Consider the following 23,318-nt stretch of genomic DNA (forward strand, 5'->3'; position numbering starts at 1 on the left):
AGAGATCAGTGCCGCAGCGCCGCTGTGATCATGACGACGCCACCGACCATCACGGCGGCGTCGAGGATCGCGGTGTGGAAATGCACCGGCATGCGCTCGACGAAAGCCTTGGCGAGGAATGCGCCGGGAATCGCAATGGCGCCGATCAGCAGCGCAAAGGCCAGCACCTGCGCGGTGACGACGCCGGCCAGACCGAACACCGAAATCTTGATAAGGCTGGTCACGACCGAGATCACGGCGTCGGTGGCGATCACCGCCGCGCCTTCGAGGCCCGAGGCCATCAGCAGCGACAGCAGAATCACGCCGGAGCCTGATGTGCCGCCGACCACCACGCCATAGCCCACCGCGCTCACACCAAGGCCTGTGTTGCCAATCCTGATGTCGCGCCGCTTGGCCAACCGGCGCAGCGGCACGCTCAGGATCAGCATGCTGCCGATCACCAACGCCGCGCCGGCACTGGTGAGCCGCGTATAGCCATAGGCGCCGAGCGCCGTTGTCAGCGCGGCGGCCCCGATCACGATCAGGGCGCGGCGCCGGTCGGCGTAACGGAAATAGGCCGCGAAGCGGCTGATATTGGTGATGATCGCCGATATCGCGATGATCGGTACCACGGGTTCGGCGCCGATCAGCGGCACCAGCACCAGCGGCATCAGCGCGCCGGTGCCGTAGCCGGCAAGACCGCCGATGATGGACGCAAACAGCGCGACGCCTCCAACCACCACGAGCTGGCTTGCGGAAATGTCGGCGAAGCCAGCCAGAATATTCACAGCCGGTGATCGCGGGTGAAACGGGCGGCGGCCTGGTCGGCGATCGCCGCAAGCGCAGATGCATCCAGCGGAAAATCCGCGGCCAACCAGGCGTCTTCCGCAAGCGTCAGCACGTGACCGAGCGCGGGTCCTTCAGCAATGCCGCGAGAGATGAAATCGGCCGCCCTCAGCGGAAATTTCGGCGGGCTCCAGCGCTGCGGCAAGGTTGCGAGCTCGAGCCAGCGCGCGGCGCCATTGCGGATGCCGCCTGCGCGCGCCCATGCCAGCATCAGCCGGTTGCGGTAGGGATCCTCGCCGAGGCGATAGAGAAGCTGTCGCGCTCGCGCCTCATCCTTGCTGGCGAACCGCCACCAGCGATGGCCCATCGAGTCCAGCGCCTTGGCTTCTGCGTTGGAAAGCCGAAGCCGCGCCGAGATGCGCCTGGCGTCCTCGGTGACGGCAACCGTGAGCGCGGCGAGCCGGCGCACGGCGTTCGGCGGCAGCTCCAGCGCGCGTTCGGCCGCGATCATCGCGGCGAGCGTCCCGGTGTAGGTAACGCCGCCGAATATCGGCAGCAGCAGGCCGGCATCCGCCATCGCCTGCACCGCGACCGTGGCGCCTTCCGCGATCAACAGCTTCAACATCTCCATGCGCACGCGTTCGGCGGAAAGGTTCGAAAGTCCCGCGCGCCCGTCGATACAGGCGAGATATCCGGCACGGTCCGGCTCGCCCGCCCCGTAGGCGGCGTGCATGCGGAAGAAGCGCAGGATGCGCAGATAGTCCTCGGCGATGCGCAGGCTGGCATCGCCGATGAAGCGCACGCGTTTGGCTTCGATATCGGCAAGCCCTCCGACATGGTCATGCACGACGCCGTCGGCATCGACGGAAAGCCCGTTGATGGTGAAGTCGCGCCGTTCCGCATCGCGGATCCAGTCGCGCCCGAACACAACCTTGGCCTTGCGGCCAAAGGTTTCGGTATCCTCGCGCAAGGTCGTGACTTCGAATGGATGCGATTCGATGACCAGCGTGACGGTGCCGTGGTCGATGCCGGTCGGCACGCATTTGATACCGGCCGCCTTGGCGCGGCGGACCACCTCTTCGGGCAGCGCCGTGGTCGCGATGTCGATATCGCCCAAGGGAATTTTCAGAAGCGCGTTGCGCACGGCGCCGCCGATCACGCGGGCTTCCTCGCCATCGCCATTGAGCAACGCGAGCACGCGCGCCGCCGGACCGGATCTGAGCCAGGGCGCATCCGACAGCACGCGTGCCTCGCTCATTTTTCGACTCCGGGAACCAGCTTGCCGTCTTCCAAATGCGCGGGAATGTAGGTCGAATTCGGCGGCGCGCCGGAGAACTGCGCGAGCAGGACGAAGCTGATCACGACCAGCAGCAGCGATCCCAGCAGCAGTTTGGCGACAAGATGCGCCGGCCAGGAGGAGGACGCCAGCACGCCGGAACGGGTGGCGATCAGAAACAGCGCATAGACCGCGAACGGGATCAGGAAAATTCCGATTTCGGTCAGAACCGGACGGATCATGCGAGATAAATCCGCTCATACAGCACGCGCAGAATTCCTGCGGTCGCGCCCCAGATGTAACGCTCCGCGAACGGCATGGCGTAATAGGAGCGCTCCATGCCGCGGAATTCCTTGGAATGGATCTGGTGGTTCTCGGGATTCATCAGGAACGCCAGCGGCACCTCGAAGGCGTCAACCACCTCGCCTTCGTTGATCGTCAGCTTGAAGCCGGGCTTCACGCGCGCCACCGTCGGCAGGATACGAAACCCGAACGCGGTTCCGTAAAGATCGAGATAGCCGATCGGCTCGATGAAGTCGCGCTCGAGACCGACTTCCTCCTCCGCCTCGCGCAACGCGGCGTCGCACGGGGAAGCATCGGTGGCGTCGATCTTGCCGCCGGGAAAGGAAATCTGGCCGGCGTGGCTGGACAGATGCGGCGAACGCTGGGTCAGCAGCACGGTCGGCTCGCGGTGATCGACCACCGGGATCAGCACCGCCGCCGGGCGCACCGGCTGCTCGCGCGCCACGATCTCGAGCATGCGGTCGTTGCCCGCGTCACCGGTTTTCGGAATGATATCGGGATCGACCAGGCCGGCAGGCACGTCGAAATTCAGCCTGGCCCGGCTCCGCATGAAAAACTCCGCCGAGCTGATCGGAGCCGCTTCCATCTTTTTCAGTATCGGCTCGTTCAAACCGCGTCCCTCACCTGCTTCGCGTCCGCCATCGTAAAAAACTCGCCGCCGGACTCGATGCCGAACATCGGCTGACCATCGACCACCCGCTCTTCCCCCATGTCAACCAGATCGTAATAGAGCGCGCGCGTCACTTTCGCCCACAGATCGGAGCGGACGTGCAAATAGGGCGTCAGCCCGCCGTCGCCGGCCATCTCGAATCGCAGGCGATGGGCGGAATCGCATGGCACCCAGTCGTCGACGTTGGTGCGAAAGCGCAGCAGCCGGCCGCGGTCGCCGGCCTCGTTTTGCATCTCCACTTGCATCTCCACCGCCATGAACGGCGCATCGTCCACGCGGATGCCGACCTTCTCGACCGGGGTCACGAGAAAGTGCTTGCCGTCCTCGCGCTTGAGAATAGTCGAAAACAGCCGCACCAGCGCCGGCCGCCCGATCGGCGTACCCATGTAGAACCACGTACCATCGCCGGCGATTCGCATGTCGAGATCGCCGCAGAACGGCGGATTCCACAGGTGGACCGGAGGCAGTCCCTTCGCGGCGGAGGGAGCGTTGGCGGCTTCCCTCGCAGCGATAGTTAGTCCTTCGAGGCCCTGAGTGCCGGTTTGCCCTTGCTTCGCCATTGTTTGCCCTGAGTCTCGGCGTCTCATCTGGCACGATTGGTGCACATATACCGAGATATGTGTTCCCGACGATTTGCGTCCGTACTATTGCGGATCAAGTCGCCACATCGTGATGCCGTTCATACCCCGAAATACCGATAAGGTGGGGATAGTTTAATTCAACGAATACATGGCCTTTGCACAAGTTTAGCATGAGGTTCGTGGCATGACGACGCAACCAGCGGTGTCATCAAGCCGTTAGACGGTTGAAGGAGAAAGTCATGGCGGGTGCAGACGGTGTCGAGAAACTCGAGGACGCGGTCGTTCGGTCGGCGGAGCAGGTCGCCGGCCAGATTCGCGCCGCAAAGGAAGCGATCTCCACCGTCATCTTCGGCCAGGACCGGGTGATCGAAAACACCTTGGTGACCATCCTGTCCGGCGGCCACGCGCTGTTGATCGGGGTTCCCGGCCTCGCCAAGACCAAGCTGGTGGAAACGCTCGGCGTCACGCTCGGGCTTGACGCCAAGCGCATCCAATTCACGCCGGACCTGATGCCGTCGGATATTCTGGGCGCCGAGGTGCTGGACGAGAGCAATACCGGCAAGCGGTCGTTCCGCTTCATCTCCGGACCGGTGTTCGCGCAGCTCCTGATGGCCGACGAAATCAACCGCGCCAGCCCGCGTACGCAATCGGCGCTGCTGCAAGCCATGCAGGAACAGCACATCACCGTTGCAGGCGCGCGACATGACCTCCCGAAACCGTTCCACGTGCTTGCCACGCAAAACCCGCTGGAGCAGGAAGGCACCTACCCGCTGCCCGAAGCGCAGCTCGACCGCTTCCTGATGGAGATCGACGTCGATTATCCCGATCGCGACGCCGAACGCCGCATCCTGTTCGAAACAACCGGCGCGGAAGAAACGCTCGCCAAGGCCTCGATGGATGCGGAAATCCTGATCACGGCGCAGCGGCTGGTGCGGCGCCTGCCGGTCGGCGACAGCGTCGTCGAGGCGATCCTGTCGCTGGTGCGCGCGGCGCGTCCGAGTTCCGAAGACGGCGGCGACAAGCTGATCGCCTGGGGGCCGGGCCCGCGCGCCAGCCAGTCGCTGATGCTGGCGGTCCGCGCCCGCGCGTTGCTCGACGGCCGCCTCGCGCCCTCGATCGACGACGTGCTGGATCTCGCTGAGCCCATTCTCAAGCACCGCATGGCGCTGACTTTCTCGGCGCGCGCGGAAGGCCGCACCATTCCCGACGTAATCAGACAACTGAAGACGCGGATCGGTTGATGGCCGCAGAGACCAGCCACGAGACCAGGGAGATTGTTGCGATACGACGTGCCGATGGCGAAAGCCGAACGCTCGCCGCTTCGCTTCCCCGACTCGTGCTCGAAGCCCGTCGCATCGCCGCCAACGTCATCCATGGCCTGCATGGCAGGCGCCGCGCCGGCGCCGGCGAGAGCTTCTGGCAATACCGCCGCTTCGTCTCCGGCGAGCCGTCGCAGAATGTCGACTGGCGGCGCTCGGCGCGCGACGATCATCTCTATGTCCGGGAGCAGGAATGGGAGGCCGCCCATACCGTGTGGCTGTGGCCCGATCGCTCGGCCTCGATGACGTTTGCTTCCAAGGGCGCGCGCGATTCCAAGCTGGAGCGCGGCCTGATCGTTACGTTTGCGCTCGCCGAACTCCTGGTTTCGGGTGGCGAACGCGTCGGCATTCCCGGCCTGATGAACCCGACCGCAAGCCGCAACGTGATCGACAAGATGGCGCAGGCGATGCTGCACGACGACGCGGTGCGCGCGAGCTTGCCGCCGTCCTTTGTCCCGTCGGCGCTGGCCGAAATCGTCGTGCTGTCCGACTTCTGGTCGCCGATGAGCGAAATCAGGACGATGCTCGCAGGGCTCTCGGCCTCCGGCGCCCACGGTTCGCTGATCCAGGTCGTCGATCCCGCCGAAGAAACCTTTCCCTATGCCGGGCGCGTCGAGTTCGTCGAGCCGGAAGGTTTTGGCGTCATCACCGCCGGCCGCGCCGAGAGCTGGGTCAGCGACTACGTCGCGCGCGTCGCACTGCATCGCGACGAGATCCGCAGCGAGACCAACCGGCTCGACTGGTTGTTCTCGACCCACACTACCAGCCGTTCCGCCGCCGAACTCCTGCTGTTCCTGCATTCGGGCATGATGGCAGCCAAGGGAAGCGCGCGCGGCTCGACCGTCAAGGCGGGGCGTAGCGCATGATCGCGGGGCTCCCCCTAACCTTTGCGCAACCGCTGCTACTGCTGGGCTTGTTGAGCCTGCCGGTATTGTGGTGGCTGTTGCGCGTGATGCCACCGCGGCCGAGGCGGATCGAGTTTCCGCCGACGCGGCTGTTGTTCGACATCAGGCCGAGGGAAGAAACCCCGTCGCGGACGCCGTGGTGGCTGACGGCGCTGCGGCTGGCCGCGGCCGCACTTGTCATCCTTGCCGCTGCAGGTCCGATCTGGAATCCGCAGACCGGGGTCGGCGGCAGCAACGCGCCATTGGTGATCCTGCTCGACGACGGCTGGAGCGCGGCGGCAAGCTGGGACACGCGGGTCAAGGCCGCTGACGAACTGATTGCCAACGCCGACAACGATCGCCGCGGCGTTGCACTGGTTCCGCTCTCCGAGACCGCGCGCGACATCACGCTAATGCCGGCCGGCACCGCGCGGGTCGCGCTGCGTCAGATCGCACCAAAGCCCTATTCGGTGGACCGCGTCGACACGCTTGGCGCGCTCGACCGCTTCCTGAAGGCGACTGGGGATGCCGAAATCGCCTGGCTGTCCGACGGCGTCGACACCGGGCGCGGCGCTGAATTTGTCGAAAATCTCGGCAAGACGATCGGCGAGCGCAAGCTGATGCTGTTCGAGGGCGGCGCGGCCCCGGCGCAGGCACTGGTCGGCGCGGAAAACGCCGCGGCCAAGATGACGGTCAAGGTGCTGCGCACCACCGGCGGCGTCGCAGCCGGCGTGGTTCGCGCGATCGACGCCAAGGGCTCGCCGATCGGCGAGGCCCGCTACGCATTCGGCATGCAGGATCGCGAGAGCGAAGCAGCGTTCGATCTGCCGGTCGAACTGCGCAACGACATTTCGCGGCTGGAAATATCGGGCGAGCGATCGGCCGGCGCGGTGCAATTGCTCGACAAGCGATGGCGGCGGCGCGCCGTCGGCGTCGTCACCGGCGCGACCAGCGATACCGCCCAGCCGCTTCTCGCCTCGACCTTTTATCTCACCCGCGCGTTGTCGCCATTTGCCGACGTGCGGCTCGGCGACCGCGGGGCGCCGCAACAGGTGATCGCGCAATTCCTCGATCAGAGGCTGCCGATGATCGTGCTCGCCGATGTCGGCACGCTGTCGCCGGAAATCCGCGAGCGGCTGAACGCATGGATCGATCAGGGCGGCGTGCTGGTGCGTTTCGCCGGCCCCCGCCTGGCGCAGGCCGATGACGATCTGGTGCCGGTGAAGCTGCGGCGAGGAGGCCGCATTCTGGGCGGTAGCCTGACCTGGGAAAAGCCGCAGCATCTCGCGTCCTTCGCCGCCGACGGACCGTTCGCGGGCCTCGCCGTGCCGAAGGACATCACCGTGAACCGGCAGGTTCTGGCCGAGCCGGATGCAGTGCTCGCCACCAAGACCTGGGCGTCGCTGGAAGACGGCACGCCGCTGGTGACCGGCGAGCATCGCGGCAAGGGCATTGTCAGCCTGTTCCATGTCGGCGCCGACTCGCGCTGGTCGGACCTGCCGATGTCCGGCAGTTTCGTCGAGATGCTGCGGCGGCTGGTCGACATGTCCGGCTACACCGCAAAGCCCGGTGCGGGCGTCGCGAGCGAGGCGACCAATGTCGAGACCGTGGCGCCGCTGCGCACCCTCGACGGTTTCGGCGCATTTGGACCGCCGCCCTCGACCGCCAAGCCGATGCCGGCGGACTATCGCGACCGCGCCACACCAGATCATCCACCGGGTTTCTACGGCCCGGCCGATGGTCCGATCGCGGTCAACACGCTGGCCTCGGCCGATCGCATCGCGCCGCTCGACACAGCTTCCTTGCGCGCGCAGCGCGCCAGCTACACCAACGCCGAACCGCGCGATTTGCGCGGCATCCTGCTATCGTCATCGCTGGCGCTGTTCCTGATCGATGCGATCGTGGTCGCGATGCTGGGCGCGGGCCTTGCCGCCTTGTGGCGGCGGCGCACGGCGGCTGCCAGTATTGTGCTGGGCCTGATCCTGTCCGCGGCGCCGATCGCGCCGTCGCCGACGCATGCCCAGAGCAACGATGATTTCGCCATCAAGTCGGTATCGCAGACGCGCCTTGCCTATGTCGTCACGGGAAATGCCGACGTCGATTCCATCGTCAAGGCTGGCATGGCCGGGCTGACGCTGTTCCTGGCGCAGCGCACGGCGCTAGAGGCCGGCGATCCCGTCGGCGTCGATCCCGCGCGGGACGAGCTGGCGTTCTTTCCGCTGATCTACTGGCCGGTGGTGCCGGGCGCGCCGAAGCCGCCGCAGGATGCCATCAACCGTATCGACGCCTACATGAAGCAGGGCGGCACGGTTCTGTTCGATACCCGCGACGCCGTCGAGGCGCCGCCCGGCGAGAACGGCGCGTCGCAGACGCCGGGCATGCGCACCTTGCGCGAAATTCTCTCCTCCCTCGACGTGCCTGAATTGGAGCCGGTGCCGCGCGAGCACGTGCTCACCAAAACGTTTTATCTGCTGCGCGATTTCCCCGGCCGCTTCAACTCGGGCCAGACCTGGGTCGAGACCTTGCCGCGCGAGGATGATGACGACGTGGCATCGCGGCCTGCGCGCGGCGGCGACGGCGTCTCGCCCATCATCATCACCTCGAACGACCTGGCCGGCGCCTGGGCGCACCGCCCGGACGGGCAGCCGATGCTGCCACTGACGCCGGGTGAGCCGCGCCAGCGCGAATTCGCGTTCCGCTCCGGCGTCAACATCGTGATGTACACCCTGACCGGCAACTACAAGGCCGACCAGGTCCACGCGCCGGCTCTGATCGAGCGGTTGGGGCAATAGGCCATGAGTTACGGCATCGCCTTCACCCCTCTCGTTCCGACACTCGTGCTGTGGATCGCGCTGGCTGCGATCGTCGCGATCGCAGCGGTATTGCTGCTCGGGCGCTCGCGTGGTGCCGCCGTGCGCGTCGCGGCGCTGGCGCTAATCCTGCTGGCGCTCGCCAACCCCTCCTTCACCCGCGAGGACCGCGAGCCGCTATCGTCGGTCGCCGCCGTCGTGATCGACAAGAGCCCGAGCCAGAATTTCGGCACCCGCAATCAAGAGGCGGCCAAGGCGCAGGAGGCCCTGGTCGATACGCTGAAAAAGATCAAGGGGCTGGAAGTCCGCGTCGTCGAGGCCGGACAGGCCGACGGTGAAACCGACGGCACCAAACTGTTCGGCGCGCTGTCCTCGGCGCTGTCGGACGTTCCAGTCGACCGCGTCGCCGGCGCGTTCCTGATCACGGATGGCCGGGTGCATGACATTCCCCCCAACGCCGCCGCCCTCGGCTTCCAGGCACCGGTGCACGCGCTCGTCACCGGGGCTAAGGACGAGCGCGACCGCCGTATCGCGATCTCGGCCGCGCCGCGTTTCGGCATCGTCGGACAGCCCCAGACCATCACCTACCGGCTCGACGACCAGGGCGTCTCCGGCCAGCGCGCCAGGATCGTGGTCCGCCGCGACGGTGAGGTGATCAGCGAGCGCACGCTCGTGAGCGGCCAGACCTCCAATGTCGAGGTCGACATCAAGCATGCCGGGGCGAACATCGTCGAGATCGAGGCCTCGCCGCTCGACAACGAGCTCACGCTGGTCAACAACCGCGCCGTGGTCGCGATCGAAGGCGTGCGCGACAGGCTGCGCGTGCTGCTGGTCTCCGGCGAGCCGCATTCCGGCGAACGCACGTGGCGTAACCTGCTGAAGTCCGACGCCAGCATCGACCTCGTGCATTTCACGATTCTGCGCCCGCCTGAGAAGCAGGACGGCACGCCGATCAACGAATTGTCGCTGATCGCGTTTCCGACCCGCGAGCTGTTCCAGCAGAGGATCAACGATTTCCAGTTGATCATCTTCGACCGCTATGCCCGCCAGGGCGTGCTGCCGATCGCCTATTTCGACAACATCGCGCGCTATGTCCGCGCCGGCGGCGCTGTGCTGGTGTCGGCCGGCCCCGATTACGCCTCCACCACCAGCATCTGGCGCACGCCGCTGGACACGGTGCTGCCGGCCGAGCCCGTCGGCGTCAGCGAAAAACCGTTCTATGCGCACTTAAGCGACGCCGGTAAGCGCCATCCGGTGACACGCGGCCTCGAAGGCTCCGCCAGCGAGCCGCCGCGCTGGAGCCGCTTCTTCCGCACGGTGGAAACGCGCAACGCGATCGGCGCGCCCGTGATGACCGGCGCCGACGGCAAGCCGCTGCTGCTACTGTCGCGCTTCGGCGAAGGCCGGGTCGCGCTCTTGCTCACGGACCACATCTGGCTGTGGGCACGCGGCTATGAAGGCGGCGGCCCGCATCTGGATCTGCTGCGGCGGATGTCGCACTGGCTGATGAAGCAGCCTGATCTCGACGAAGAAGCGCTGCGCCTGCAGATCCAGGGCAAGGACCTCGTGGTGCTGCGCCAGACCATGGCCGACAACGTGCCGCCCGTAACAGTGACGTCGCCGAGCGGCGCCACCAAAGAACTCACGCTGACCGCAAGCGAGCCCGGCACCTGGCGCTCCACCCTTCCCGCCAACGAACTGGGACTCTGGCAGGCAACGGATGGCGCGCTGAAAGCCCTGATCAATGTCGGGCCGACCAACCCGAAGGAATTTTCGGAAGTCACCTCCACCACCGAGATGCTGAAACCGCTGGCGCAAGCGACCGGCGGCGATGCTCGCCGCGTGGCCGACGGCGGCAGCATCGATCTCCCGCGTGTGGTCCCGGTGCGCGCCTCCGGCATCTTCCACGGCGACGGCTGGATGGGCGTCAAGATGCGCGACGCCAGCGTCGTCAAGGGTGTCGGCGTGCTGCCGATGTTCGCCGGCCTGGTCGGGCTCCTGCTGCTGCTCGGTGCCTTCGCGGCGACCTGGGTGCGCGAGGGGCGTTGAGCTGAACGTCGGTGATCCGGCGGCGTGGTGCGGGGTCTATGCTGCCTCGTCGGCACGCAGCCATCTCGGGAACGGATCGGCGAGCGCCGCCCATTCCTTGAGATGCATTCCCGGTTTGCCTGAGACCAGGCATGCGTCGAGGCGCGCCTTGATAGCTTTTTCGTCCATGCCGGTGCCGATGAAGACGATCTCCTGTCGACGGTCGCCGTAGAGTTCGTTCCAGTTCTTCTTCAGCGATTTCTGCCAGAACGGATCGTCGGGCCACCGGTCAGCAGGCACGTTGGCCCACCAAAACCCGAGACCTTCAGTACGGACGATCGCACCTGCTTGACTCAACTCACCGAGCCATTGTGGACGTGTAGCGATCCAGAAATGTCCCTTCGCCCGAATCACTCCGGCCCAGCTTTCCCGCAGGAACTGATGGAATTTCGTCGGCTCGAACGGTCGGCGCGCACGGTAGACGAAGCTGCCGACACCGTACTGCTCGGTCTCCGGCGTGTGATCGCCGAAGCCATACAGTTCCTTGAACCAGAGCGGATGCTGCTGCGCCCGCGCGAAGTCGAAGCGGCCGGTGTTGAGGATGCGCTCGAACGGAGCTTTGGCGAAATCAGTCTCCACGATATCGGCGGCCGGGTTGAGCGCGCGGATGATCTTGCGCGCGGCGTCCAATTGGCTGGTGGACGCATCGTTGATCTTGTTCAGCACGATGACGTCGGCGAACTCGATCTGCTCCACCAACAGATCAACCATGGTCCGCTTGTCGTCGGCGCCAAGGGATTCGCCACGATCCCTGATGAAGTCGGCCGAGGAATAGTCCCGCAGCAGGTTTACGGCATCGACAACTGTCACCATGGTGTCCAGTATTGCCACGTCGGAAAGACTATCGCCCTCCTCGGTGCGGAAATCGAACGTCGCGGCAACGGGAAGCGGCTCCGAAATGCCCGTCGATTCAATCAGGAGGTAGTCGAACCGATCGCTCTCGGCGAGGGTGCGGACTTCCTTCAACAGGTCGTCACGCAGCGTGCAGCAGATGCACCCGTTCGTCATCTCGACCAGTTTTTCATCAGTCCGCGAAAGATTCGCACCGCCATCGCGCACCAGGTCGGCGTCGATGTTCACCTCGCTCATGTCGTTCACAATCACCGCCACCTTCAGACCGTGACGGTTGTTCAGCACGTGATTCAGCAAAGTTGTCTTTCCAGCCCCGAGGAAGCCGGACAAGACGGTGACGGGAAGTTTTCGCATGGAGATCAAACAACCTGTGCAGTGCGCGGAATCCCGATCGAGAGCGGGGAAGCATCGGGAGGCTCCGAATGATGTTATGTTATAACATAACATCTTGGATGACACGCGTTGTCAATCGGAAAATCCGAGGGCCGGAAACGTCCATGGCTGATGTCTTTTTGCCAGAGTCACGCGCACGACGTCGCCTGACCGCGGATGCCCACATATCAGCGCCACCGTTGCCGCAATCACACACACTGGCGCGGATTGCGCCGCGGTTCACGAGCACCGGTTGACAGCATAATCCCCCTCCGATGTTATAATGTAACAGTGGGTGGTCGATGGACTCGGCCGCCGGGGCAAGGCGTACGTCATTGTGAAATGGTTTCGGAACAACGTCAGAACTGGCGCGCGACTGGCGCTGTTCGCGCTTGTTGTCCAGTTCGCGCTGTCGTTCGGGCATTGCCACGGGGCGGCCGCGCAGAACATTCAGATCGGCCTCTCAGATGCCGGTCTTGCCTACGCCGCGGATCACGCCGCGCTTGATGCGGCCAGCGACACGTTTCAGCAGCAGTCCTCCAATCACGACAACGACCGGCACCCGGTCGACGCCTGCGCGATCTGCGCCGTCGTTTCGCTCGCCAACAATTTCCTGTTCGCCACGCCGCCGCTCCTGGAGCTGCCGCAGGCGGTCGAGCTTCTGCGCCTGACCACCGGCGCCGAGTTCGCGCATCTCGGCTCGCTTCATGCCGCGTTCCAGTCCCGCGCACCTCCCGTCTCCTGACATCGATTGATTGATGCATTCCTGGGGAGAATCGCCGCACTATACGGTGTCTCCCGAGGAGAAATCGGAATCGATCCGTCGCACATCGACGGAATCAGGATCGGGACAATGACATTCAAGAAGAAACGAGCGTTCTACATCGGTGGAACAAGCTGGCTATTGCTATGCGCGGTGGGCAACCAAGCAATGGCCCAGGGTGCGGCCGCGCCGCCGTCCTCGACACAGTTGCCTGAGATCACCGTGACGGCGCCGAGCCCAATCGTGCGCCGCCGCGCCGTTGTTCCGGCGCGTACGCCGGTGCGCATCGCCCGCACAGCGCCCGGCCGTGAGCGTGCGCCGGAAGCCACGCCTGCGCCGGCCGCTCCAGCGCCTCAACAGGGCGTGCTGCCCATCGTGACCGACCAGTTTGCAACTGTCACAGTGGTGCCGAACGAGGAAATTCGCCGCCAGGGCACAGCCCAGCTCGGCGATCTCCTGTTCTCAAAACCCGGCATTACTGGATCGACCTTTGCGCCGGGCGCCGCGAGCCGACCGATTATCCGGGGTCTCGACGTCAATCGCGTCGGCATCCTCGAGAACGGCACCAACGCTGGCGGCGCGTCCGATCTCGGCGAAGACCATTTCGTGCCGGTCGATCCACTGGCGACAAACCAGGTGGAAGTTATCCGCGGTCCAGCCGCGATGCGCTACGGATCGACATCGATCGGCGGCGTCGTCAGCGCAACCAACAATCGCATCCCGGACGCCCTGCCTTCATGCGCGGCCACACCGTTCCAGACCTACGGACTGCCGGCGAAAGCGCCGCTCGCAAACGTGGGATCACCTTCCTGCGTCACGGTCGAAACCCGAACGGCCGTCAGTTCCGTCGACCGCGGTGTCGATGGCGGCATCCTGATCGATGCCGGCGGTGGCAATTTCGCTGTTCATGCCGACGCCTATGGCCGCAAGGCCAGCGATTACAGCATTCCGGGCTATCCGTATTTGTTCGACCAGACCCGCCCGGTCAACGGCCGGCAGCCGAATTCGGCGATGCAGGCGGCTGGTGCGTCGATCGGCGGCTCTTACATCTTCCACGGCGGCTTCATCGGCGCGGCGATCACGCAGAACGACACGCTTTATCGCATTCCCGGCATCGACGGCGCCGATCACCAGACCCGCATCGACGCGCGCCAGACCAAGTTCACGGCCAAGGGCGAATACAGGCCGGACGCGGCGGCGATCGACGCGGTGCGTTTCTGGGCCGGCGCGACCGACTACAAGCACAACGAGATCGGACTGGCCGACCCCGCCGACTTCTCGTCCCTCGGCGTGCGGCAGACCTTTACCAACAAGGAGCAGGAAGGGCGCGTGGAGGTGCAGATGGCACCGTTCAACGCGCGGTTTGCTGCCGTCACGACCGCCTTCGGCCTGCAGGCCGGGCATCAGGAACTGACAGCATCAAGTCCGGACGATCCAGGCAGCCCGCTCAACGGATTGTGGGATCCTAACAAGAACAACAGGGTCGCCGGCTATGTCTTCAACGAGTTGAAGTTCACTGACTCAACCAAGGCGCAGATCGCCGGCCGTATCGAGCATGTCAGTCTCAGCGGAACAACGCCGGCATTCATTCCGGAGCTGTTCGACCTCAACGTCGACCCTGCCGCCATTGGTCCTGCCACACCGCGCAACCTGAACTTCACGCCGAAAAGTGCGAGCGTCGGTCTGCTCCAGGATTTGCCATGGGGTCTTGTCGCAAGTATTACCGCCCAATACGTCGAGCGCGCGCCCAAGCCGGCCGAACTGTTTTCACGCGGCGCGCACGATGCGACCGCCACGTTCGATATAGGCAATCCCAATCTCGGCATCGAAACCGCCAAATCGATCGAGATCGGATTACGACGCGCGACTGGCCCCTTCCGATTCGAAGCAACCGCTTACTACACCAAGTTCAATGGCTTTATTTTCCGTCGTCTCACTGGCAACACCTGCGAGGATGTCGCTTGCGTTGGCCCCGCCGACCCGGCTTTTCCCCTTGAGCTGAACCAGGCGATCTATTCGCAGCGCGACGCCACCTTCCGTGGCGGCGAGTTCCAAAGCCAGTTGGACGTCGGGCCGCTCTACGGCGGCATCTGGGGCATCGAGAACCAGTTCGATGTGGTGCGCGCGACCTTTAACGATGGCACCAATGTTCCGCGAATTCCGCCGGTGCGAGTCGGCGGCGGCCTGTTCTGGCGCGATGCCAACTGGCTGACGCGGATCAACCTGCTGCACGCCTTCGCTCAGAACGATATCGCCCCGATCGGCGAGACGCCAACCGCGGGCTATAATCTGTTGAAGGCGGAGATCAGCTACAAGACGAAGCTCGATCCGTCCTGGTTCGGTGCACGCGAGATGCTGATCGGCCTCGTCGGCAACAACCTCTTGAACGAGAACATCCGCAATTCGGCGTCCTTCAACAAGGACGAGGTCTTGCTGCCGGGCATCGGCGTGCGGGCGTTTGCCAATCTGAAGTTCTAGAGCAGGTGCTGATGGGTGGCGTTAGCTGGTGCTACCAGCTAACGTCGGCAAGGACGACGGTGGATGCCGGATTTGGATGTCGCATCGTTCCGGATATGCCTTGCCCGACACGAGCTCACGAACACGGATAGATGACTTCGCCGATCAATATTCCCGTCTACAGCGATGCCCTTGTCTTGCTCGGCACTGCGGGCATCGTCATTCCATTGGTACGCCGGTTCGGCATCAATCCCGTCCTCGGCTATCTCGTAGCGGGCGCGATCCTCGGTCCCCTGGGGCTCGGTTCGTTTATCGGCGAATTCCCCTACTTGTACTGGTTCACCGTCGTTGACGCCAAGAACGTCGCCGGTATCGCCGAACTCGGCATCGTGTTCCTGCTGTTCCTGATCGGCATGGAGCTGTCCTATGAGCGGTTGAAGACGATGCGCCGCCTGGTCTTCGGACTGGGCAGCCTGCAGATCGTCCTCTCTGCAGCCGCCATCGGCGCAGCCGTATTCCTTGCGGGCGGCAAGCCGCCGGTGCCGCTCATCGTCGGCGCCTGCCTGGCGCTGTCGTCGACCGCCATCGTCGTTGACGTGCTTTCCAGGCAGGGACGGCTGAAGACAAGTGCGGGCCGCGCCAGTTTCGCGATCCTGCTGGCGCAGGATCTGGCGGTGGCGCCGCTCCTGCTGTTCATCACCATTCTCGGCGCCGGCGAATCCGGTTCGGTTGCCGGCACTCTCATGCTGGCGCTCGTCAACGCCGCGATCGCGCTCGGCGTGATAGTCATCGCCGGCCGCGTGGTGATGCGGCCGCTGTTCCGTCTGGTCGCATCCGTCGGCATGAGCGACCTGTTCGTGGCCACCACGCTGTTCGTGATCGTCGCAACCGGCGTGGCCGCCGCCGTGGCAGGTTTTTCGATGGCGCTTGGCGCCTTCGTCGCCGGCCTGCTGCTCGCCGAAACCGAATTCCGCAAGGCGATCGAGACCGCGATCGACCCTTTCAAGGGTCTCCTGCTGGGCCTGTTCTTTTTTACGGTCGGCATGAACATCGACTTCCGCGAGCTTGCCCGCGATCCCGTTTGGCTGCTTGGAAGCGTCGTCGGGCTCATCGCCGTCAAATCCATCATCCTCATCCCCCTCGCCCGGCTGTTTCGCCTTTCCTGGCGAGCGTCCATCGAAACGGGCCTCCTGCTCGGCCCGGGCGGCGAATTCGCCTTCGTCGGCATCGGCATGGCGACGACGCTTGGTCTGATCGATGCCAAGATGTCGAGCTTCACGGTCGCACTGACGTCGCTGACCATGGTGCTCATTCCCGCGCTTTCCCATGTCGCGCGGCGGTTGGCGCCAATGGTGCGCGAAGACAGGCCACTCGACCCCGAACTTTCCGTTGCCCCGAGCGGCGGCACCAACCATGCCATTGTCATCGGACATGGCCGGGTGGGACAGGTCGTCTGCACCATGCTCGATCGGCACCAATTCCAGTACGTTGCCATCGATAATGATGCCGCAGCCGTTCCGGAGCAGCGAAGGCAGGGGCGCACCGTTTATTATGGTGACGCGACAAACCCGGAGTTTTTGAAGAGCTGCGGCCTCATGGACGCCGCAGCCGTCATCGTCACGATCGGCGAAGCCAAAGGCATCGACGAAATCGTCGCGCAAGTTCGCGCGCTCAGGCAGGATATGCTGGTGGTGTCGCGCGCCCGCGACGCGGAGCATGCGCGGCATCTTTATCAGATCGGCGTTACCGACGCCGTGCCCGAGACCATCGAGGCAAGCTTGTTGTTGTCAGAAGCAGCCCTGATCGGCCTCGGCGTGGCCATGGGGCAGGTCGTCGCGTCCATCCATGAAAAGCGCGAGGAATTCCGGCACGAATTGCAGCAGGCTGCCGGTGGTACCCGGCCTGCCGAAGAGACGACTGGCGTCAGAAGGAAACCGTTATTCTGACATGAGAGCGACGCCGCGCGGCTCGATCATCCCGGCCGATGCGCTACGCTACCGCGCCTTGCTCCAGTCCGGCCGGATATCGCCGGAGACACCGTCGAAGGCGCCCTCGACCAGTTCCGCGATCAGGAGGCGGCTGTAGTCGACGGGACCCGGCATGATCACCCGCCCCTTCGGGATGACCTTGAAGCCGACGCGGCTGTAGTAGGGTTCGTCGCCGACCAGAATGATGAGCCGATGGCCCTTGGCCTTGGCGTCCTGCAGCGACCGATCGAGCAGCATGCGCCCGACGCCGCGCTTTCGGAACGGCGGCTCGACCGTCAACGGCCCCAGCATCAGGGCCGGCGTGTCGCCGATGCAGATCGGCAACTGCCGCACCGAGCCGACCAGCAATGTGCCGATCCGCGCCGTGAACGAGAGGTCGAGCAGGTGATCGACATGCTCGCGCAGGCGGTAGGCGCTCAGCACGAAACGGCCGGGACCGAATGTGCGCTCGTGCAGGCGCTCGATCGACTGCGCGTCTTTTGGTGTTTCGGCCAGGATGGTGACGTCGAGTTCGCTCATGATGGGGCGCGGGATAGCATCTGGCGGCGGCGCGGTCCATCGCTGGAAGCGGCAATCCCGGTATTGCCTCAATCCCTGCTAATGGTGGGCTGGGACAAATAGGCCAAAAGCTTCATTTCGCGGCGGCCGCGCGTCACCGTATCCAGCACCAGCCCCGAAGATGCCGACAGCACCGCCACGATCATCAGGCCCATCGACAGCACCGCGGTCGGTAGCCGCGGAACGAGGCCTTCCTCGAGATAGGTGACGATCACGGGGATCGCGAGGCCGATCGAAACCAGCATCAGGAAGATGCCGATCACCGTGAAGAACCGCAGCGGCTTTTCCGACCGGTACAGTTTCAGGATGGTGCCGAGAATTCGAAAACCGTCGCGCCAGGTGTTCAGCTTGCTGAACGATCCCTCGGGGCGGGCATAGTAAGGCGTCTCGACTTCCAACACCGGCAGCGCCAGTTCAAGCGCGTGCACGCTTAGCTCGGTTTCGATCTCGAATCCATCGGACAGCACCGGAAAGGATTTGACGAAGCGGCGCGAGAACACGCGGTAGCCGGAAAGGATATCCTTGAATTCCTGGCCGAACACCGAGGAAAGGAAACTCGTCAGCATCCAGTTGCCGGTGCGATGGCCGGGTCGGTAGGCAGTGACCGATTGGTCGACGCGAAATCCCACCACCATATCGAGGTGGTCGTTGACCAGCGTATCGATCATGCGCGGCGCGCTTGGCGCGTCATAGGTCGCGTCGCCGTCGACCAGTACATAGACGTCGGCATCGACATCGGCGAACATGCGCCGGACCACATGCCCCTTGCCCTGGCGGCGCTCCCTACGCACGATGGCGCCGGCCGCGCGCGCTACCTCGACGGTGCGGTCCTTGGAATTGTTGTCGTAGACGTAGATCTTCGCCGTCGGCAATGCCTTGCGGAAGTCGGAGACCACGGTAGCGACCGCGGCTTCCTCATTGAAGCACGGCACGAGAACCGCAATCCGTAGCGCAGGTCCGGTCATCGCACGCTCACCGAATTAAGTCCGTCCATGGCGCGTCATACCGCAATCAGGCGTTGGCCGGTTGGGGGAAGCCGCACTGTCTGCGGCCCGTTCGCCGCGCAGATCGAGCGTTGCGAACAGCAGAGTCCAGAGCGAGAGCATGTCGATCGGAAGGATATAATATGGCGTAAATATCGGATGGGCCGTGAGAATCAGGTTTAGCGCAAGGTTTACGGCGACCAGGAGGGCGATCTGTCTGGCGCGGCCCCTGATCGAAGCGCCAGAGCCAGGCTGTCCAGGCGACCGAGAACGCCAGCAAGGTGAATTTAACAGCACGTACTGGCATGAGCGACCACTAGCGCCAGGTCGCGACCGGCGCCACGCGATCGAGCACTTCGGCGATCCGCAGCCGCGTGCCCCGGGTCGTCTCCGCCGGCAGCGCCCCTGCCGCATAGAACCCGCACTCGACGATCTCGTGGTTGGGCGCCGGCAGGCGGTCCTGCCGGAACTGCCTGATGACGTAAACCGCGACATGGTCGCGGCGGGAGACGTGACCGTTGAAGAACAGGCCGTGCAGCACCGGCTCCCCGGTCAGTTCGATCCGCCCCTCTTCCACCAATTCCCGCCGCAGGGCTTCGAGAAAGGTTTCGCCGACCTCGACCCCGCCGCCCGGCAGGTGCCAGCCGGCGACGTAGCTGTGCCTGACCAGAAACACCTTGTCGTCGCCATCGAGCACGACACCGCGAACCCCGAGCGTCATGCCGCGGGCCATCCGCCAGTAGAGGTGGAAGGCCCGCCGCAATTGCGGTTCGAGACGTTTTCGCAAGTGCTGCAGCGCCGTCACGCAAACCTCCGATGGACAGCTATCACCTTTGATCCTTATATCGCCGACATGATCGTGCGACGGCTCTATATCACAGGGAATGCGGCGGAGCGCGAATGAGCGATACCTTCACGCTGGCGCACCTGTCCGATCCGCATCTGCCGCCCCTGCCCGCGGCGCGGCTCCGTGATCTCGCGGGCAAGCGTGCGCTCGGCTATCTCAACTGGACCCGCAACCGCCACAAATATCACCGCCGCGAGGTGCTGGACGCGCTGGTCGCCGACATGCAGGCGCAGCGACCGGACCACATCGCGGTGACCGGCGATCTCGTCAACCTGGCGCTGGAGGCGGAGTTCACCCCGGCCCAGGCCTGGCTCGAAAGCGTCGGCACGCCGCAACGGGTCACGGTCGTTCCCGGCAATCACGACGCCTATGTGCGAGCGACGCGGCATCGTTTCGCCGGCGCGTTCGAGCAATACCTGCGCGGCGATGCCGCGGCGGATGGCATGCCGTTTCCGTTTGTGCGCCGGCGCGGGCCGCTCGCGCTGATCGGGGTGTCCTCGGCGGTGCCGACGCTGCCATTGATGGCTACGGGCCGGCTTGGCCGCGCGCAGCTCGATGCGCTCGAGCGCCATCTGGCGCAGATGTCCGCCGATGACGCCTTCCGGGTGCTGCTGGTGCATCATCCCCTGCACTCGAGTTCACGGATGAAGCGGCTGACCGATTCGAAGGCGCTCCGCGCCGTGCTGAAGCGGCGCGGCGTGGAACTGGTGCTGCACGGCCATGACCATATCCATTCGACGATGTGGCTCGAAGGCGCCGACCGTCAGATCCCCGTGGTCGGCGTGCCGTCGGCGTCGGCGCTGGCGCACCGGCATTATCCGGCCGCGGCGTATAATCTGTTTTCGATCACGCGCGACAGCGGCAAATGGCACTGCGTGCACACCGTGCGCGCCATCGACGCCGACTTCCGCGTCAAGCAGATCAAGCACGCGACGCTGCTCTAGAAGTTCTTCAAGCTCGCATACAGCGCCACGCCGAACAGCGCCACCGCGCCCAGCACGAAGCCGAGCACGAACATGCCGAAGCCACGGCGGCGCGGCTTTTTTTCCACGGCCGGCTCGGCCACCGGCGTTGCCACCATCGCATGCTCGCGCTCGATCATGCGGCGCGCGACATAACCGGTGACGGCGTCGACGATAACAGGCACGTCATGCGACTCGGCGATCACGATGCGGCCGAACCGCGTATCCTGCACGAAGCGGTAAATGCGCTTGTCGCGCCCCATCACCACATGCGCCACCACATCGATCCACAGCCGCGGCGTCTCGCCCTGGCTGACGCCGCGATCGAACAGGTCGATCTGCGCCGGCACCTCGGCGAACAGCGGATCGAGTGCCTCGTTCAGGATCTCGAGCCGGGCGACCTCGGCATCGCGCAGTTCGACCACGACGCCGGTGCGGTCGGCGGCCTCGATGCGGGCCTGGCGGAGCGCGTCGCGCAGCCGCGTCGGTCGCATGTCGCGGGCCTCGTTGCCGGTGTTTTGCGCGTTTGACATCGTAAGCCGCCTTTATCCTGAAGGGGTGGGCCCGGTTAACCTAGCAGTAACTATGTTGCGCGCAATGGCTGTTTGTTTGCAATAGCTTAGCGGTCCACCGGGTTTCGAGCCGGCGGCGACGCCCACCCCGGCCCTCCCGGAGCGAGCTCGGCTCGTCTCCCGGAGCGAGCTCGGCTCGTCTTCCCACCGCTTCGAGAACGCAAACGGCCCCACCCGGAGATCCGGATGGGGCCGCCTGTCCTTGGGCCGTTTCCTTAAGTTTTATCAGGCCGAGACGCGCGAGGGCTCTTCCACGATGGAGAAGCGTACGCCGGCCTTGTGGCGGTTCTCTTCCGACACGACGCGCCAGGCGTCCTCGGCTTCCTTGCGGGTCTTGAACGGACCCTGAACCTGGGCCGAGCCTTCCACCAGCTTGTGGAAGTTCATCGATCCGAATTCGCCGCCAATCACCCAGAAATTGCTGCCTTTGGTCATTGTCAGTCTCCTTCCAGCGTTAGCCGAACTGGTTCATCGTGTTGTGGGCGCCGCCCGCCTTCAGAGCGGCTTCACCGGCGAAATATTCCTTGTGATCGTCACCGATATCGGAGCCGGCCATGTTCTGATGCTTTGCACAGGCGATGCCCTGACGGATCTCCTGACGCTGAACATTCTTCACATAGCCCAGCATGCCCTGCTCGCCGAAATACTCCTTCGCGAGATTGTCAGTCGACAGGGCTGCCGTGTGATAGGTCGGCAACGTGATCAGATGGTGGAAGATGCCAGCACGCTTTGCTGAATCGGCCTGGAAGGTGCGGATGCGCTCGTCGGCTTCAATGGCCAGCGGCGTATCGTCGTATTCCGGCTTCATCAGTTCGGCCCGATTGTACTTGCTGACATCCTTGCCGGCTTCCTTCATCGCGTCATACACCTGCCAACGGAAGTTGAGCGTCCAGTTGAACGAGGGCGAGTTGTTGTAGGCCAGCTTCGCGTTCGGAATGACCTCGCGAATGCGGTCGACCATCTTGGCGATCTGCTCGATATGCGGCTTCTCGGTCTCGATCCAAAGCAGATCGGCACCGTTCTGCAGTGAGGTGATGCAGTCGAGCACGCAGCGATCTTCGCCAGTACCGGTACGGAACTGGTAGAGGTTGCTGGCAAGCCGCTTCGGACGCATCATCTTGCCGTTGCGGTTGATGATGACATCGCCATTCCGGGCCGTGGCGGCTGTCACTTCCTCGCAATCCAGGAAGCTGTTGTACTGATCGCCGAGGTCGCCGGGCTTGTGGCTCACAGCGATTTGCTGAGTGAGACCGGCACCCAGCGAGTCGGTGCGGGTCACGATGATGCCGTCTTCGACGCCCAGTTCGAGGAAGGCATGGCGGCAGGCCCGGATCTTCGCCAGGAACACCTCGTGCGGCACAGTCACCTTGCCGTCCTGGTGGCCGCACTGCTTTTCGTCGGAGACCTGATTTTCGATCTGCAAAGCGCACGCACCTGCTTCAATCATCTTCTTTGCGAGCAGATAGGTCGCCTCTGCATTACCAAAACCAGCGTCGATGTCGGCGATGACGGGCACGACATGCGTCTGGAAGTTGTCGATCTTTTCGATCAATGCCTTTTCCTTCGCCTGGTCGCCCGCCTTGCGAGCGGCGTCGAGGGCGCGGAAGATATCGTTGAGCTCACGGGAGTCCGCCTGGCGGAGGAAGGTGTAGAGCTCTTCGATCAGCGCCGGCACCGAGGTCTTCTCGTGCATCGACTGATCAGGAAGCGGTCCGAACTCGGAGCGAAGCGCGGCGATCATCCAGCCGGAAAGATACAGATAGCGGCGATCGGTCGTACCGAAATGCTTCTTGACCGAAATCAGCTTCTGCTGCGCGATGAAGCCATGCCAGCACCCGAGCGACTGGGTGTACTTGGTGGGATCGGCGTCATACGCCGCCATATCGCTGCGCATCAGCGCCGCGGTGTACCGGGCGACGTCCAGGCCGGTCTTGAAGCGGTTCTGCAGACGCATGCGCGCCACGGCTTCGGCGGTGACGCCGTCCCAGGTCGGCTTGGTCTTGAGGAGCGCCTCGGCAGCTCCAATCTCGCTCAGATAGGAAGCCGGTCCCTGGATAGTCCGGTCACTGATCCCGCGTGGCTGGTAATTCATGGCATGATCCTTTCGGTGACGACAAATCTGCAGCGCTTGTCTCGCCATCGACATTCGTGACAGTGCGTTGCGAAACGTGCCTGAGAGCTAAACGCGAAACTTTCCAATTGGTATAGGTGGCTTGATTTTGAATGGTGATGTCATGTAACATATGAACTTGTCACAAGTGTCATTTT

The 23,318-nt window shown here is 64.3% G+C and carries 20 protein-coding genes; 8 read left to right on the forward strand and 12 right to left on the reverse strand.

Annotated elements, in window-relative coordinates:
• Window positions 1–5 precede the first annotated feature (5 nt).
• Genes V1288_RS03190 through V1288_RS03210 form a run of 5 tightly spaced genes read right to left on the reverse strand, consistent with a single transcriptional unit; the run spans window position 6 to window position 3,574 of the window.
• The gene (locus V1288_RS03190; RefSeq protein ID WP_334355694.1) at window positions 6–767 is read right to left on the reverse strand and encodes a TSUP family transporter; all 762 of its coding nucleotides are present in this window, start codon (window positions 765–767) and stop codon (window positions 6–8) included.
• Window positions 764–2,023, reverse strand: coding sequence for a CCA tRNA nucleotidyltransferase (locus tag V1288_RS03195; protein ID WP_334355695.1), 1,260 nt, complete (start codon window positions 2,021–2,023; stop codon window positions 764–766). Before V1288_RS03195 ends, V1288_RS03190 begins: the two co-directional genes overlap by 4 nt.
• Window positions 2,020–2,283, reverse strand: coding sequence for a DUF6111 family protein (locus V1288_RS03200; protein WP_334355696.1), 264 nt, complete (start codon window positions 2,281–2,283; stop codon window positions 2,020–2,022). The genes V1288_RS03195 and V1288_RS03200 overlap by 4 nt, the downstream gene beginning before the upstream one ends.
• Window positions 2,280–2,930, reverse strand: a complete 651-nt coding sequence (locus V1288_RS03205; protein WP_442894007.1) for a CoA pyrophosphatase — start codon at window positions 2,928–2,930, stop codon at window positions 2,280–2,282. The genes V1288_RS03200 and V1288_RS03205 overlap by 4 nt, the downstream gene beginning before the upstream one ends.
• A gap of 20 nt (window positions 2,931–2,950) precedes the next feature.
• Window positions 2,951–3,574 (reverse strand): DUF1285 domain-containing protein, encoded by a 624-nt coding sequence (locus tag V1288_RS03210; protein WP_334355698.1) that lies wholly within the window; start codon window positions 3,572–3,574, stop codon window positions 2,951–2,953.
• Between the two features lie 260 nt (window positions 3,575–3,834).
• On the opposite strand from V1288_RS03210, the gene V1288_RS03215 reads away from it, so the two are divergent.
• From V1288_RS03215 to V1288_RS03230, 4 genes are read left to right on the forward strand one after another with little or no spacing between them, the layout of a single operon-like run.
• Entirely contained in the window at window positions 3,835–4,836 is a 1,002-nt protein-coding gene (locus V1288_RS03215) for an AAA family ATPase (protein WP_334355699.1), read from the forward strand.
• Complete coding sequence (locus V1288_RS03220) at window positions 4,836–5,780, forward strand: DUF58 domain-containing protein (RefSeq protein ID WP_334355700.1); 945 nt, start codon at window positions 4,836–4,838, stop codon at window positions 5,778–5,780. The genes V1288_RS03215 and V1288_RS03220 overlap by 1 nt, the downstream gene beginning before the upstream one ends.
• Window positions 5,780–8,590, forward strand: a complete 2,811-nt coding sequence (locus V1288_RS03225) for a DUF4159 domain-containing protein (protein ID WP_334361181.1) — start codon at window positions 5,780–5,782, stop codon at window positions 8,588–8,590. The genes V1288_RS03220 and V1288_RS03225 overlap by 1 nt, the downstream gene beginning before the upstream one ends.
• A 3-nt stretch (window positions 8,591–8,593) precedes the next feature.
• Window positions 8,594–10,657 (forward strand): hypothetical protein, encoded by a 2,064-nt coding sequence (locus tag V1288_RS03230; RefSeq protein WP_334355701.1) that lies wholly within the window; start codon window positions 8,594–8,596, stop codon window positions 10,655–10,657.
• Window positions 10,658–10,693: 36 nt separating this feature from the next.
• On the opposite strand, the gene zigA is transcribed toward V1288_RS03230, so the two are convergent.
• The gene (gene zigA, locus V1288_RS03235) at window positions 10,694–11,902 is read right to left on the reverse strand and encodes a zinc metallochaperone GTPase ZigA (RefSeq protein ID WP_334355702.1); all 1,209 of its coding nucleotides are present in this window, start codon (window positions 11,900–11,902) and stop codon (window positions 10,694–10,696) included.
• A gap of 355 nt (window positions 11,903–12,257) precedes the next feature.
• Between zigA and V1288_RS03240 the strand changes: the two genes are divergently transcribed.
• From V1288_RS03240 to V1288_RS03250, 3 genes are all read left to right on the forward strand, one after another.
• Window positions 12,258–12,665, forward strand: coding sequence for a DUF2946 family protein (locus tag V1288_RS03240; protein ID WP_334355703.1), 408 nt, complete (start codon window positions 12,258–12,260; stop codon window positions 12,663–12,665).
• Window positions 12,666–12,773: 108 nt separating this feature from the next.
• A complete protein-coding gene (locus V1288_RS03245) occupies window positions 12,774–15,161 on the forward strand; it encodes a TonB-dependent receptor (protein ID WP_334355704.1) in 2,388 nt (795 codons plus the stop codon).
• 131 nt (window positions 15,162–15,292) lie between these two features.
• Complete coding sequence (locus V1288_RS03250) at window positions 15,293–17,086, forward strand: cation:proton antiporter domain-containing protein (protein WP_334355705.1); 1,794 nt, start codon at window positions 15,293–15,295, stop codon at window positions 17,084–17,086.
• A gap of 48 nt (window positions 17,087–17,134) precedes the next feature.
• Here the strand turns inward: V1288_RS03250 and V1288_RS03255 are convergent, their stop codons facing one another.
• From V1288_RS03255 to V1288_RS03265, 3 genes are all read right to left on the reverse strand, one after another.
• The gene (locus V1288_RS03255) at window positions 17,135–17,647 is read right to left on the reverse strand and encodes a GNAT family N-acetyltransferase (protein WP_334355706.1); all 513 of its coding nucleotides are present in this window, start codon (window positions 17,645–17,647) and stop codon (window positions 17,135–17,137) included.
• 68 nt (window positions 17,648–17,715) lie between these two features.
• The gene (locus V1288_RS03260) at window positions 17,716–18,651 is read right to left on the reverse strand and encodes a glycosyltransferase family 2 protein (protein WP_334355707.1); all 936 of its coding nucleotides are present in this window, start codon (window positions 18,649–18,651) and stop codon (window positions 17,716–17,718) included.
• 334 nt (window positions 18,652–18,985) lie between these two features.
• On the reverse strand, window positions 18,986–19,474 hold the full coding sequence (locus tag V1288_RS03265) for an NUDIX domain-containing protein (RefSeq protein WP_334355708.1): 489 nt from the start codon (window positions 19,472–19,474) through the stop codon (window positions 18,986–18,988).
• A 95-nt stretch (window positions 19,475–19,569) separates the two neighbouring features.
• Here V1288_RS03265 and V1288_RS03270 point away from each other — a divergent pair, with 95 nt between their 5' ends.
• Window positions 19,570–20,460 (forward strand): metallophosphoesterase family protein, encoded by an 891-nt coding sequence (locus V1288_RS03270; protein WP_334355709.1) that lies wholly within the window; start codon window positions 19,570–19,572, stop codon window positions 20,458–20,460.
• Here the strand turns inward: V1288_RS03270 and V1288_RS03275 are convergent.
• The 3 genes from V1288_RS03275 to V1288_RS03285 all read right to left on the reverse strand — a co-directional run bounded on the left by V1288_RS03275 (window position 20,457) and on the right by V1288_RS03285 (window position 23,142).
• Window positions 20,457–21,011 carry a hypothetical protein gene (locus V1288_RS03275; RefSeq protein WP_334355710.1) on the reverse strand — a complete coding sequence of 185 codons (555 nt, stop codon included), beginning with the start codon at window positions 21,009–21,011 and terminating at the stop codon, window positions 20,457–20,459. The genes V1288_RS03270 and V1288_RS03275 overlap by 4 nt on opposite strands.
• Window positions 21,012–21,275: 264 nt before the next feature.
• Entirely contained in the window at window positions 21,276–21,485 is a 210-nt protein-coding gene (locus tag V1288_RS03280; protein ID WP_108522535.1) for a DUF4170 domain-containing protein, read from the reverse strand.
• A 19-nt stretch (window positions 21,486–21,504) separates the two neighbouring features.
• On the reverse strand, window positions 21,505–23,142 hold the full coding sequence (locus V1288_RS03285; RefSeq protein ID WP_334355711.1) for an isocitrate lyase: 1,638 nt from the start codon (window positions 23,140–23,142) through the stop codon (window positions 21,505–21,507).
• Window positions 23,143–23,318 lie beyond the last annotated feature (176 nt).

It is taken from the genome of Bradyrhizobium sp. AZCC 2176 (genome assembly GCF_036924645.1).
Taxonomy (GTDB): Bacteria; Pseudomonadota; Alphaproteobacteria; order Rhizobiales; family Xanthobacteraceae; genus Bradyrhizobium.

Coding starts and splice junctions, on each gene's coding strand:
- zigA (WP_334355702.1), bottom strand. CDS start 11,902: ATGCGAAAACTTCCCGTCACCGTCTTGTCCGGCTTCCTCGGGGCTGGA.
- V1288_RS03280 (WP_108522535.1), bottom strand. CDS start 21,485: ATGACCAAAGGCAGCAATTTCTGGGTGATTGGCGGCGAATTCGGATCG.
- V1288_RS03285 (WP_334355711.1), bottom strand. CDS start 23,142: ATGAATTACCAGCCACGCGGGATCAGTGACCGGACTATCCAGGGACCG.
- V1288_RS03245 (WP_334355704.1), top strand. CDS start 12,774: ATGACATTCAAGAAGAAACGAGCGTTCTACATCGGTGGAACAAGCTGG.
- V1288_RS03195 (WP_334355695.1), bottom strand. CDS start 2,023: ATGAGCGAGGCACGCGTGCTGTCGGATGCGCCCTGGCTCAGATCCGGT.
- V1288_RS03205 (WP_442894007.1), bottom strand. CDS start 2,930: ATGGAAGCGGCTCCGATCAGCTCGGCGGAGTTTTTCATGCGGAGCCGG.
- V1288_RS03215 (WP_334355699.1), top strand. CDS start 3,835: ATGGCGGGTGCAGACGGTGTCGAGAAACTCGAGGACGCGGTCGTTCGG.
- V1288_RS03200 (WP_334355696.1), bottom strand. CDS start 2,283: ATGATCCGTCCGGTTCTGACCGAAATCGGAATTTTCCTGATCCCGTTC.
- V1288_RS03230 (WP_334355701.1), top strand. CDS start 8,594: ATGAGTTACGGCATCGCCTTCACCCCTCTCGTTCCGACACTCGTGCTG.
- V1288_RS03250 (WP_334355705.1), top strand. CDS start 15,293: ATGACTTCGCCGATCAATATTCCCGTCTACAGCGATGCCCTTGTCTTG.
- V1288_RS03260 (WP_334355707.1), bottom strand. CDS start 18,651: ATGACCGGACCTGCGCTACGGATTGCGGTTCTCGTGCCGTGCTTCAAT.
- V1288_RS03220 (WP_334355700.1), top strand. CDS start 4,836: ATGGCCGCAGAGACCAGCCACGAGACCAGGGAGATTGTTGCGATACGA.
- V1288_RS03270 (WP_334355709.1), top strand. CDS start 19,570: ATGAGCGATACCTTCACGCTGGCGCACCTGTCCGATCCGCATCTGCCG.
- V1288_RS03255 (WP_334355706.1), bottom strand. CDS start 17,647: ATGAGCGAACTCGACGTCACCATCCTGGCCGAAACACCAAAAGACGCG.
- V1288_RS03275 (WP_334355710.1), bottom strand. CDS start 21,011: ATGTCAAACGCGCAAAACACCGGCAACGAGGCCCGCGACATGCGACCG.
- V1288_RS03210 (WP_334355698.1), bottom strand. CDS start 3,574: ATGGCGAAGCAAGGGCAAACCGGCACTCAGGGCCTCGAAGGACTAACT.